The sequence below is a fragment of the Candidatus Rhabdochlamydia sp. T3358 genome, from assembly GCF_901000775.1.
In the GTDB taxonomy this organism is placed as follows: domain Bacteria; phylum Chlamydiota; class Chlamydiia; order Chlamydiales; family Rhabdochlamydiaceae; genus Rhabdochlamydia.
On record NZ_CAAJGQ010000018.1, the window covers coordinates 64,623 to 77,379 of the forward strand.

11 protein-coding genes are annotated in these 12,757 nt (G+C 35.4%); 6 read left to right on the forward strand and 5 right to left on the reverse strand.

The window, feature by feature from the left end; translation table 11 throughout:
* Positions 1-9 precede the first annotated feature (9 nt).
* Complete coding sequence (recJ, locus tag RHTP_RS06110; RefSeq protein ID WP_138107243.1) at positions 10-1,749, forward strand: single-stranded-DNA-specific exonuclease RecJ; 1,740 nt, start codon at positions 10-12, stop codon at positions 1,747-1,749.
* A gap of 54 nt (positions 1,750-1,803) precedes the next feature.
* On the opposite strand, the gene RHTP_RS06115 is transcribed toward recJ, so the two are convergent.
* Positions 1,804-2,238 (reverse strand): helix-turn-helix domain-containing protein, encoded by a 435-nt coding sequence (locus RHTP_RS06115; RefSeq protein ID WP_138107244.1) that lies wholly within the window; start codon positions 2,236-2,238, stop codon positions 1,804-1,806.
* Between the two features lie 645 nt (positions 2,239-2,883).
* Between RHTP_RS06115 and RHTP_RS06120 the strand changes: the two genes are divergently transcribed.
* The gene (locus tag RHTP_RS06120) at positions 2,884-3,789 is read left to right on the forward strand and encodes a DUF4116 domain-containing protein (protein ID WP_138107245.1); all 906 of its coding nucleotides are present in this window, start codon (positions 2,884-2,886) and stop codon (positions 3,787-3,789) included.
* A 110-nt stretch (positions 3,790-3,899) separates the two neighbouring features.
* On the opposite strand, the gene RHTP_RS06125 is transcribed toward RHTP_RS06120, so the two are convergent.
* Positions 3,900-4,349: a helix-turn-helix domain-containing protein gene (locus RHTP_RS06125; protein WP_138107246.1), complete on the reverse strand. Its 450-nt coding sequence runs from the start codon at positions 4,347-4,349 to the stop codon at positions 3,900-3,902.
* A 325-nt stretch (positions 4,350-4,674) separates the two neighbouring features.
* Between RHTP_RS06125 and tsp the strand changes: the two genes are divergently transcribed.
* Positions 4,675-6,627, forward strand: a complete 1,953-nt coding sequence (tsp, locus tag RHTP_RS06130) for a tail-specific protease Tsp (RefSeq protein WP_138107247.1) — start codon at positions 4,675-4,677, stop codon at positions 6,625-6,627.
* An 84-nt stretch (positions 6,628-6,711) separates the two neighbouring features.
* Positions 6,712-8,211: a glutamate--tRNA ligase gene (gltX, locus tag RHTP_RS06135; RefSeq protein WP_138107248.1), complete on the forward strand. Its 1,500-nt coding sequence runs from the start codon at positions 6,712-6,714 to the stop codon at positions 8,209-8,211.
* Here the strand turns inward: gltX and RHTP_RS09065 are convergent, their stop codons facing one another.
* Positions 8,212-8,343 carry a hypothetical protein gene (locus RHTP_RS09065; protein ID WP_256360134.1) on the reverse strand — a complete coding sequence of 44 codons (132 nt, stop codon included), beginning with the start codon at positions 8,341-8,343 and terminating at the stop codon, positions 8,212-8,214.
* Between the two features lie 18 nt (positions 8,344-8,361).
* Here RHTP_RS09065 and RHTP_RS06140 point away from each other — a divergent pair, with 18 nt between their 5' ends.
* Positions 8,362-9,531 carry a diflavin oxidoreductase gene (locus RHTP_RS06140; RefSeq protein WP_138107249.1) on the forward strand — a complete coding sequence of 390 codons (1,170 nt, stop codon included), beginning with the start codon at positions 8,362-8,364 and terminating at the stop codon, positions 9,529-9,531.
* On the opposite strand, the gene ispF is transcribed toward RHTP_RS06140, so the two are convergent.
* Together ispF and ddlA are read right to left on the reverse strand one after the other, a co-directional pair.
* The gene (ispF, locus tag RHTP_RS06145; protein ID WP_138107250.1) at positions 9,528-10,013 is read right to left on the reverse strand and encodes a 2-C-methyl-D-erythritol 2,4-cyclodiphosphate synthase; all 486 of its coding nucleotides are present in this window, start codon (positions 10,011-10,013) and stop codon (positions 9,528-9,530) included. The genes RHTP_RS06140 and ispF overlap by 4 nt on opposite strands.
* 2 nt (positions 10,014-10,015) lie before the next feature.
* On the reverse strand, positions 10,016-11,116 hold the full coding sequence (gene ddlA, locus RHTP_RS06150; protein WP_138107251.1) for a D-alanine--D-alanine ligase: 1,101 nt from the start codon (positions 11,114-11,116) through the stop codon (positions 10,016-10,018).
* Positions 11,117-11,276: 160 nt separating this feature from the next.
* On the opposite strand from ddlA, the gene murA reads away from it, so the two are divergent.
* Complete coding sequence (murA, locus tag RHTP_RS06155) at positions 11,277-12,671, forward strand: UDP-N-acetylglucosamine 1-carboxyvinyltransferase (RefSeq protein ID WP_138107252.1); 1,395 nt, start codon at positions 11,277-11,279, stop codon at positions 12,669-12,671.
* Positions 12,672-12,757: the final 86 nt, after the last annotated feature.

A 12,757-nucleotide genomic window follows, 5' to 3' on the forward strand; every position in this document is an offset into this window, starting at 1 on the left:
GATACATGCATGATATTAAACTACTGCGATCCTATATGGGTTTATCCCAAAGTTGATCCAGAATGGCATAAAACAATTATTAAAGAGTTTAGCATTCATCCTGTTATAGCCTATGTTCTAGCTTCTAGAAATTTTAAAACTCTAGAAGAAATACATGATTTTTTATATGCCAAACTCCCCCATCTGTTTGATCCTCATCTCTTTCCTGATATGGATAAAGCAGTACACCGAGTACTGCAAGCTCTTTCTCAGAACGAAAATATTCTTATCTATGGAGATAATGATGTCGATGGGATTACAGCAACGGCTCTTTTAACAGAATTTTTAAGATTTATTGGCGGAAATGTTTTTTTCTACATACCTAACCGCAATTCACTTAAACAAAGTTTAATCCTTGACGCTATTGATTTTGCTTTGCAAAAAGAGTGTAAATTAATCATTACAGTAGACTGCGGCATTACTGCTGCTAATGAAATTGAAGAAGCAGTTAAAAAAAAAATTGATGTAATTGTAACAGATCACCATGAACCCACCGCAAAACTACCTCACTGTATTGCCACGTTAAATCCCAAGTTACTTAATAGCACTTATCCTTATCGACATCTTACCGGAGTAGGCGTTGCTTTCAAATTAGCTCATGCTACTACAAAAACCTTGATTGCAAATGGATCTATTAGCCCTATAAAAATTGATCTTAAACACTACCTGGATTTGGTTGCTTTAGGGACAATTGCTGATATGGGTTCTCTTTTAGGAGAAAACAGAATTCTTGTGCGTTATGGTCTACGTCAAATGCGAAAATCCAGAAGAATTGGCCTTGCCAAACTATTTTCTATTTGCAGTCTCAAGCCAGGAGAGATCACTCCTATTGATATTGCTTCTAAAGTAGCTCCTCGTCTCAATAGCTTAGGAAGAATCGCAGATCCTCTTAAAGGGGTGGAGCTTTTATTGATTCGAGATGCTAATGCAGCAGAAGCCCTAGCAAAGGAATTAGACTTAAATAATATTGAAAGACAAAAAATTGAAAGACGGGATTCTGAAGATGTAGAACAATATATTTTACGTAACCCTCAAATACTTCATCAAAAAGCTATTGTCATTTCTTCTGATAAATGGCATCCTGGAATCATTCCCATTATCACTGCTCGTATTGCTAAGCAATATAATAGACCAACTGTGGTTATTTCTATTGACCAAGGCTTAGGAAAGGGCTCTATAAGAACAATCCCTGAATTTCCTCTTTTACAACATTTGCGTGAGAGTAGCGATCTCTTGGAGAACTTTGGTGGTCATGATTTTGCAGCAGGTCTCACCATTAAGGAAGAAAACATTCCCGCTTTTAAAGAGCAATTTATAAAAGCCGCTAATCTTCACCTTAAAGATCAGGACATCATTGCTAAAATCTATCTAAATGCAAATATTCAATTTGGAGATTTAACCTTTGATTTTATGGAGTCCTTTAATTTGCTTGAGCCTTTTGGGAATGAAAACCCTGCTCCGATCCTCTATTGCGATGCTAAGCAGATTTGGCCTCCAAAAATTGTTGGAAAGACCCATCTTAAGCTCTATCTTGAACAACAAGATCGCATGCTAGAAGGCATTGCTTTTGGAATGGCCGACAAGAGACAGCGTCTACTTAAGAAAAAACTCATGTTACATATTGCATTTACTCCTCATATCAATAACTTCTTAAATAAATCAAGCATCCAGTTACAAATTCGCGACTTTCAGCTTGCTAGCTTCCCTTAAAAGCACAAACGCATCTCATGATATTGATGCGTTTGTTTTGAATTTTTTAATAAATCAGGAAACATCCTCATCTATATTAGAAATCATTTTATTCAGATAGCAACTTTGATATTGTTTAATATTATCAATATGTACAATCCATGCAGATCCTTTGCGACAGGCTTTTAATAGACCAATACGCGTTGCATAATAAATTTTTTGATAAGGTACTTTTAATAGCTTAGCCGCCTGTTGAATCGAATAATATCCTTGTTTATTATCAAATAGTAACTCCCCGTTATGCATAGATTTAGAACGAGAGTATTTCATTTTTTTATATTGATCCAAATCCTCTATGTCGATAATCCAACGAGTTGGATTTTTATAAGCTTTTAACTTTTTTTGTTTAATCGCCACATAAATAGCTTGACGTGTCACCTTATTAATTTTTGCCGCTTCTGACAGCGTTACAAATTTTTTTTCCCCTTCTGCACATTCGATTGAGTTCATAGAGACACCTCTGATTTATAGTTATAATTAATTATAAAAAGTACATATTATTTTGTTAGAAGCAAAAAAATTATCTTTACTGCTACTTTAATTTTAAACTAAACAGTGAATATTATAAAAACATAATTAACATTTTATATTTATATATTCTATTTTTTATAAAAATAAAAAATTACGATTAAATAAAAATTTAAAGCTTTTGAAAGCAAATCAATTTAATAGCTCCTAAGTGTATCTTAAGCGTTTTTTAGTCCATAGCAAAAACAATCTTATTTATTTCAACAAATTTTTGTTTTTTAGCAGAACCATAAATTATATGTATATGAAAAATTAAATTTTAATAAAAATCATATCAATTAAATTAAACAAATATATTTAAAATTAAATTTAAAACATAAACTTTTATAATTAATAATAGTATAAATAAATATTTTAAAATTTAGCCCCCTTACAGCTTGAAATTGCGTAAAGACAAATAGTAACTCTATTTTTGTATGAATCTCTTATAGTTTATTCTAAATAATTAATCGATTAATAACTTTAAACAGATAAAATTAATTACAATAATTCCATTACTAATATAACTATAATATAATGCTTTGCTTTCCATTTTAAATAATTACTATAAAATCAAAAGGAAGGCAAATGACCTCTATCTATACAACATTTGAAACTCTCTATCTTAACGATTCCCTCTCGAGCCCGCAACCTGCTCCAATAACCGATAAAAAATTTATGCTTGCTAAAATAAAAAAAGAAGGTAGCAGAGCGTTTAATCTTGCTTCTGAAGAATTAAAGAAAAATGAAACCGTCGTAGAAGCCTTTATAGAAAAGCGTTTTAAAGAGCTTACCTCTTTCTACAAAGATAAGAGAAACAATAAAGATGCCATGATTTCTATCTTCAGAACTAAAAATAATGGTGTGGGATTACTTTTTGCTTCTAGAAAACTAAAAAAAGATCCTGAAGTTGTTCTTTTTGCCATAGAAAACGATGCCTTACCTTTAAAATTCGCTTCAAAAAAGTTAAGAAACAACTATGATTTTATGCTTAAGGCCGTACAGAAGAACCCTTGGGTATTAGAACTTACTTCTGAAGATTTTAGAAATAATGAAGTTATTGTGCTTGCTGCCGTGCAGCAGGATGCTCGAGTATTACAATTTGCTTCTAAAAAGTTAAAAAACAACTATGATTTTATGCTTAAGGCTATAGAACTAGATCCTTGGTCCTTACAATACACTTCTGAGAAGTTAAGAAATCATGAAACCATTGTACTTGCTGCCATGCAAAAACAGCCTTATGTATTACAATATGCTTCTGATAGGCTAAAGGACAATTATGATTTCATGCTTAAGGCTGTACAGCTAGATCCTTGGCTATTACAGTACGCTTCTGAAAATCTGAAGAGCAATAAAAATCTTACGCTTGCTGCTGTGAAAGAAAACAGCTTAGTATTACAATTTTTACCTTTCTTAAAAAAATTTGAGAAAGATTCAGACATTGTACGCATTATTCTAGGTAAGTTTTTGGGATCTAATAAGGAAATCACTTAGTCGAGCTTCTTAATTCTCTCGTAAAAAATAAAAACCACTAAGTACTTAAACTTAGTGGTTTTTATAAAAACTTCATAGGAACTCTCGAATCATGAGATTCAGATTTAAGTTTATACAGCTTCGAAACGCTGTACTTTTTTATTCAGATAGTTTTCTCGATATTCTTTAATATCATCGACATGAACTACCCAAGCAGCTCCTCTACGATGTGCTTTCATTAGTCCTACGCGTGTTGCATAGTATACCTTTTGAGCTGGCACATTTAATAGTTGAGCAACTTGATTAACGGAATGAAACCCTTTATGGTTATCAAATAAAAGCTCTCCGTTATACATCGATTTCGTACGGGAATACTTTCCGTTACGATATAATTCAAGATCTGCAAGATCAATTGTCCATCTTGTTGCATCTTTTTTAGCTTTAAGCTTTTTTTGCTTAATCGCTACATAGATTGCTTGTCGTGTTACATTGTTGATCTTAGCCGCCTCTGTAATCGACACAATCTTCTTACTTGAAGAATTTAATTCCTCTAATCCACTTTGGATTTCTTCTCTTTCCATTTTATATATCCTCCAAAAAATCAAGATATCTTTTATCAAACTTGAAGCACCCATCAACTGCAAAAACCAATAACTAATAAATTAGAGGCGCTATTTGATTAAAATTAGTAATTAAACTATTTTATTTGTCACTTCGAACAATTATTATGGCATATAAATGAATTGAAATCAAGCATATATTAATTTTTTTAATTAGAATAGCTATTAGAAAAACGGAAATAGACAATTGCTTTTTTCTAGCTATAAACTTTAACTTTGTCATAAGCTAAAATTATAGAATATTAAATAAATGTTTTTATTATACTTAAAATCAAAGACTTAAATCATGGTTCGCTTTCTACTTATATTCGCATTAATTGTTAAGATAATAGCCTTAGAAGCAGTAGAGCCCCCTAAATTGACAGCTAAAGAAACAAGGTTAAAAACAGAAGAAATTTTAAAAGCCCATGTTTCTTATCAACAGCTGAGCCCTGAACTCATTAAAAGAGCCCTTAAAAACTACTTAGAAGAGCTAGATCCCTTAAAAACTTATCTTCTTGATTATGAAATAGTTAAGTGGACAGACCCCTCTAAAGAGCTACTTAAAACAGCTTTAGCAGAATATGAACTAGAAAAATTTACTGTTTTTGAAGAAATACACCGTCAAATGATACTTGCTATTGAAAGAAGAAATTCTCTAGAAAAACAGCTGGAAAACACCCCCCTTCCTGAAGATGTTTCTCACTTAGAATTTAAAGATGTTACATGGGCAAAAAATGTAGATTCATTGAAAGAACGCCTATTGCGAATTAAATCTCTACAGCTTCGTACGGCAGCAAAAATAGACCCAGATATCCGCGATCGGTTTATGCAAAGATTAACAAAAAGAAGAATCTGTCGAGAAAACGATTTAAAAGGAAAAACAGATCAGGAAAGATTACGCATTATTCTATCCTATGTTCTTAAATCCATAAGCTCAGCTTTAGATTCTCAAACCATCTATTTTACTCCTGCTGAAGCCAGCCAATTTATGATTCAAGTACAACAACGTTTATTTGGAATTGGAGCACAGTTAAGAGATGATCTTAATGGGCTTACAGTAGTGCATATTCTAGAGAAAAGCCCGGCTAGCCTTCCTAATAAGCTAAAAATTGGGGATCGGATTGTCGCTGTAAACAACGAACCCATTATAGGTCTGGAAATCATAGAAGCTGTAGAACTTATTCGCGGTCCTCAGGGATCTTCTGTAATTTTAACAGTGCTGCGCGAGGTAAAAGAGGGAGAAAACCTTAAAGAAAACAAGTTAGAAATTGAGCTTATTCGCGGAGAGATTGTTTTAAAAGAATCCAGATTAGAAACGCAGATAGAGCCTTATGGCAATGGTGTGATTGCTATCTTACATCTATTTTGCTTTTACCAAGATAATCATAGCAGTTCCGCAACCGATTTAGCTAAAGCAATAGATGAGATTAAGAAGAATCATCTTTTAAAAGGAGTCATTCTTGATCTGCGTAATAATGCAGGGGGTCTGTTAACCGAGGCTGTGGCAGTAAGTGGTTTATTTCTTTCAAAAGGGATCGTTGTTTCTATTAAGGATAATCAAGATAAGGTTTTTCACTTACGCAACTTAGAAAATAAAAAAGAGTGGGATGGCCCGTTAATTGTCCTTACCAATCGCATGAGCGCTTCCTCTTCAGAAATTGTAGCACAAACCCTTAAAGATTATGGAAGAGCCCTTATTATAGGCGATCCTGAAACATTTGGGAAAGGAACCTTTCAAACCTTCACTCTAGAATGCAATAATTTTGGTAAAGTAAACCCTAAGGGAGAGTATAAAGTAACTAGAGGTAGATATTATACAGCTTCAGGGAAAAGCCCTCAACTCGTTGGAGTAACAAGTGATATTGTGCTTCCTGGAGTGTTATCTGAATTAGAAATTGGAGAGAAATATTCCAAGTTTCCTGTAGAAACAGATCATATTGAACCTCATTTTGAAGATAATCTTGCTGATATTCCTTTTATCCATAAACAAAGGGTTAGCAAACTTTACCAAGAAGATAGGCAGTCTGTTCTACCTATTAAAAACTTAAGTCTTTTGAAAAAAAATGCAGAACTGCGAGTTGCCACTAATAAAAACTATCAGAATTTCTTGAAAGAAATAGCAAAAAAAGACGAACTAGGAGAGCCTACTTTATTCTTTGGTTTAAATGATTTACAATTAGAAGAAACAATTAAAGTAATGAAAGATTATATTTTATTAACAGAAAAAGAAAAAACTCTTGTAGCTCCAGCAGCTTAAAAGGCTTTAGTTAGAAAATGCTTGCCTTCTATTTATTAATAGTGAAAAATCACTCTTTCTAAACCTCTTTTATTTAAGTAAAAAATGAAAAAAGTACGCGTTCGCATTGCGCCATCTCCTACAGGAGATCCTCATGTAGGCACGGCATACATGGCCCTTTTCAATTATATTTTCGCTCGTCATTTCGACGGGGAATTTATTTTAAGAATCGAAGATACAGATCAAACCCGCTCTAGACCGGAATATGAAAAAAATATTTATGAAGCTCTTAAGTGGGCAGGCATTAAATGGAATGAAGGACCCGATGTGGGGGGATCTTTTGGACCTTACCGCCAATCAGAGCGTACTGATGTCTATCGTAAATATTGCCAGGTGTTAATAGAGCAAAAAAAAGCCTATAAATGTTTTGCTACACCCCAAGAACTCTCTGAAATGCGGGAAATGGCAGGCAAACTAGGAAAACGGCAAGGTTATGATCGTAGGTATCGTAATTTAAGCATGGAAGAAGTTGCTATACGAGAGAAAGAAGGACAGTCTTATGTAGTTCGTCTTAAGATTCCTTTATCTGGTGAATGCGTCTTTGAAGATGCGGTTAAAGGGAGGATCAGCTGTCCTTGGGCTGATATAGATGACCAGATTTTGCTCAAATCTGATGGGTTTCCTACCTATCATTTAGCAAATGTAGTTGATGATCATCTCATGAACATCTCTCATGTAATCAGAGGAGATGAATGGATGAGCTCAACACCTAAACATATCTTTCTCTATGAAAGCTTTGGATGGACTCCTCCTGTGTTTATGCATATGCCTTTGCTTTTAGGCAAAGATGGTAAAAAACTATCAAAAAGAAAAAATCCGACCTCTATCTTCTATTACCGAGACAGCGGATACCTACAGGAAGCTTTTATCAATTTCTTAAGTCTTATGGGCTATAGCATGTTAAACGACAAGGAAGTCTATAGTTTAGAAGAAATTATCCGTGAATTTGATCCCCCTCGCATTGGTACTTCTGGAGCCTATTTTGATATTCAAAAGTTAGATTGGCTTAACCAGCAATACTTGATTAATACCATTCCCGAGAGTGCCTTATGGGAAAGGATCAAGGAGTGGTCATTCAATGATGCTTTTATGCAAAAACTTATGCCTCTTTGTCATACACGCATGAAAACCTTTGGCGATTTTATGCAGCTATGCGACTTCTTTTTCCTTAACCACCTTGCCTATACAGATGAATTGCTCTGTCCTAATCAATTGACAAAAGAAAAAAGCGCCTCTCTTTTACAGGCAATGATTTGGAGTATGGATGCACAGGAAAATTGGAAACGCCCAGGGATTGAAAAAGCTTCTCATGAGGTTTCTGAGAAATTTGATATCCATCATAAAAAAATGATCATTCCCTTATTGTATGGAGCCATTACAGGAAAACGCCATGGATTGCCTTTGTTTGACTCCGTAGAACTCCTAGGTAAAGATAGAGTGCGCGCCAGATTGCTAAACGCTATTCAATACTTAGGTGGGCTTTCTAATAAAAAATTAGATCTCTTGACAAAAGCATGGCATACAAAAGATTGCAGGTCTTTATGATTAAGGGGAGCTTTCATAAGAAGACTGCTCAGATGTATCTGAGATAATGTAATGACGTTGATATCCACCACCACCTGTACATGCACAAAGAAGCCCCAAGGAAATCCCTAAAATAAAATACTGTATTTTCATAACAACCTTTTGATTTTTATGCCCATTCCCAAAGATTCTTCCGTTTGTAACCAGCTATACTCTCGAAAAAATCCAGCATTTATCTCTATTTCAGAGCGTATACTCTTAACAAAACCTGAGTCAACAAAAAAGACATTTCATCTTGTCCTAGATATCCGAAGTACCGCTATTACCTTTAAACCAGGAGATGCCATTGCCATTTATCCTGAAAATGATCCCCTTATAGCATTAGAAATCTCCCAGTTCCTGCAACAAGATTTAAAGCAACAAGTTGCTCGCAGCAACAAAACCCTTTCTCTATATGAGCTCTTAGTTAAAGAAAAAAACATATCTCGCTTGACCTCTAACATGTTAAAAACTTTTTGTTCCTATACGCAAAACTCCCAAGAAAAAAAACGGCTAGAAGATCTATTACATCCTCAATCCAAAGAGCATTTAGTCCAGTATTTAAGCCAAACCGATTTAATAGATTTTTTAAAAACATATGATACCACAAACATTCCTCTCGAAAAATTTTGTGAAAATCTCTCCCCATTATTACCTCGATTTTACTCAATTGCCTCTTCTCAACTAGCTCATCCTGATCGCTTAGAGCTAACCATCGTCTTAGTGGAAATGAAAAAAAATAACCGTACTCAATATGGGATAGGAAGTCATTTTTTATGCAACTTAGCCAAGTTAGAAGAAACTAAACTAGCTGTTTACATACAACCTGCTACAGACTTTACCATTCCAGAAGATCAAGCAGCTCCCGTAATTATGGTAGGACCTGGCACCGGCGTAGCTCCTTTTAGAGGTTTTATTCAAGAAAGGCTCATTAAAGGACATACCGGAAAAAATTGGCTATTCTTTGGGGAAAGAAATCGAAAGTACGATTTCTTTTATCAAGACTTTTGGGAAAATCTAGTTGCTACAAAAAAACTTCATCTCGATCTAGCTTTTTCTCGCGATCAAGAAGATAAAGTCTATGTACAACATAAACTCCTTATGCAAGCTCCAAAAATCTGGCATTGGCTGGAAGATGGTGCCTACTTCTATATCTGTGGAGATGCAAAACAAATGTCCAAAGATGTAGAGAAAACCTTAGAACAAATTATTTGTAGTCAAGGAAGATTGAGCCAAGAAGAAGCTTTGAACTATGTCAAAGCCCTTAAAAAGCAAAAGCGCTATGTGAAAGAGGTTTATTAACATTCCATCGTTGTAAGAATGCAAAAACACTGCAACCCATCACCACATCCAAAGTCGGTTAACCCATTACCAGAGGTTACTGTAAGGCCTACCTGAGAGATCTCTAGTTGCATCACTTTTGCAATAGATTGACGCATCTCATCGATGCGACTTTGAAGTCTTGGCCTTTTACCTTCAATGGTGAGTGCTACGTGTTGTACTTTTTGTTTTTCTAGTGTTTTTAAAGCATGCTCTAGATAGATCTGCGAGTCGGTAACCCCTTCTTGATGACAGAGCTTAATAGCAATCTCTCCTAAAACAGCAACGCCTGTAACGGAAGTAATTGCATTACAAATAGCATGAAAGACCACATCTCCATCTGAATCTGCATCCAAACCAGGAGCTTCTGGAAAGATTAATCCTCCAATTATACAGGGCTTGATCGCATCTGGATCTAAAAATCGATGGCTATCCTGGCCAATCCCTACGCGCGTATAAGGCATTTTTATTCTCCGATTCTAGTTTGTATTCTTTTTCCTTTTCCATGTCGTGTAATAGCTAGCTGAATTAATTGATCAATGAGTTGAGAATAGGAAATTCCACTGATCTCCCATAATTTGGGATACATGCTAATTCGCGTAAATCCAGGAATGGTATTGATTTCATTGACTAAGAGCTCTTGATTTTTCGTTAAAAAAAAGTCCACTCGTGCCATGCCCTCACAACATAAGGTTCGAAAAACAGTCATTGCCATGGTTTGAATCTGTGAAATTAGCTCTTGAGAAAGAGAAGCTGGAATATGTAACTTAGCCCCTTTGGCATCTACATATTTTGCTTCGTAGGAATAAAACTCATGTAAAGGTTCTATTTCTCCTGGCAAAGAGGCTTGCAGATCTTCATTACCTAAAACAGCACATTCAATTTCTCTTCCTTGAATGTATTTTTCTAGTAAAATTTTGCGATCATATAAAAAAGCATTTTTGATAGCTAAAAGATAGGCTACTTGATCGCTTACCTTGGTTATCCCAACAGAAGATCCTGCATTGGCAGGTTTTACAAAGAAAGGACAACCTAACTTAAGAGCAACTTCTTTGAAAACAGGAACCTCTTGGTAATCATTTAGACAAATAAAGGGGGCTACAGGGATATGAGCTTGCTGCAAAAGACGTTTCATAACATCTTTATCCATACCAATAGCAGACCCAAGCACACCAGCTCCTACAAAGGGAATATTTGCTAATTGTAATAACCCTTGTATCGTTCCATCTTCTCCATGTACTCCATGTAAAATAGGAAAAATCACATCCAACTGTAAAATTTCTTGAAACTTAGAATCTTTATAACTAACGATCTGTTTACATTCTTCAATCGGAACAATGGCTAATTTCTCTGTAAAATTCTCTAATATTGCAGTAGAAAAAACCATTTTCCTTAAAGTTTCCTGCGTTTCTAGATGCCACTGCCCTTGTTTATTAATACTTATTAAAACCGGCTCATATTTTTCTAGATCTAGCGCTTCAAGGATATTTTTTGCTGAAATTAAAGAAACCTCGTGCTCTGTTGACTTGCCCCCAAAAAGAAGACCTACTTTGACTTTCTTTTTCATGATTTTACCTTAAGATACAACTGTTATGCTATGAGAGATCCTTATTTCTCAATAGCTATTTTAAGCTATCAATTTTGATAAAATCTTACAATTAAGGACAAACATTTGACAAAACGATCTATTCCCCCTATTCTTAAGATTACTCAAAGGCTTAAATAGTATGCTAAAAATCACAGGGAATCATCCCCTCAAAGGTCAAGTAAAAGTAGCAGGCGCAAAAAATTCGATCACCAAACTTTTAGTAGCTTCTCTTTTGTCCAATAAAAAATGTATTTTCCATAATGTACCAGATATTTCTGAAGTAGAGATAACCGTTGCGCTTTGTCAAGAAATTGGATCGCAAATTGCTTGGGATCGCTCAAGTGGAATCATTGAAATTATCACACCAGAGCTTAAAAGCTGTTATATTCCTCAACGCTTTTCTGGTTCTAACCGAATCCCTATTTTAATGATCGGTGCTCTTTTAGGCCGCACTGATGAAGATATTATCGTTCCAACAGCTGGTGGATGTAATATCGGTAAAAGACCTATTGATTTTCATATCCACGCATTAGAAAAACTAGGTGCGCAGATTGAATATCGGCGCATGAAAAAAGAAGGGGCATATTTTGCAAGAGCACATCATGGTCTAGTAGGAAATATCATTACTCTGCCTTATCCTTCTGTAGGAGCTACAGAAAATACCATTCTATCCGCTGTTAGCGCAAAAGGCACAACCGTTATTAAAAATGCAGCCATAGAACCAGAAATCGTTGACCTGATGCTCTTTTTACAAAAGCTAGGAGTAACCATTGAAATGGATGTAGACCGCACAATCCGCATCCAACAAACTAAGGTTTTCTATGAAGTAGAGCATACAGTTGTCCCAGATCGCACAGAGGCCGCTTCTTTTGCTCTAGCTGCTATTAGCACAAAGGGCAGAGTTCTAGTAGAAGGAGCCCAACACCAACCGATGATCTCTTTCTTAAATAGATTACGCGAGGTAAATGGAGGCTTTGAAGTGAAAAAAAATGGCATCGAATTCTTCTACAATGGCCCTCTACGCGGTGGCATTCATTTAGAAACCGATGTACATCCAGGATTTCTAACCGACTGGCAACAACCCTTTGTCGTATTGCTAACCCAAGCACATGGAGCTTCTGTTGTGCATGAAACCGTTTATGAAAATCGCTTTGGATATATAAAAACACTAAAAACCATGGGAGCAGACATCCAACTATTTACCCAGTGTTTAGGAGGTCGTTTATGTCGCTTTGCTGCACAAAACTACCAACACAGCGTCGTGATCCAAGGTCCAACACCTCTTCATGCAGAAGAGATCTGCATCCCTGATCTACGTGCAGGATTCGCCTATGTCTTAGCAGCGCTACTCGCCCCTGAAACCAGCCTGCTTAGCGGCGTTCACTACCTAAAACGAGGATATGAGAAAATTGTTGAAAAGCTCTCCTCCATCGGAGCTCACATCGAATACGCATCGCAAAAAAGCGTTCCTCTTCCCTTATCGGAATGCGTAGATACTATTGCTCAGCTTTCCCAAGCAAAAGCAGCCAAATAAGTTTTTGTATTCAATTCATCGTTTTTCTTTATTATTTAGTAGAATAAAAAAAAATATATACGTATAAATGATTGTTTTTCTTACGT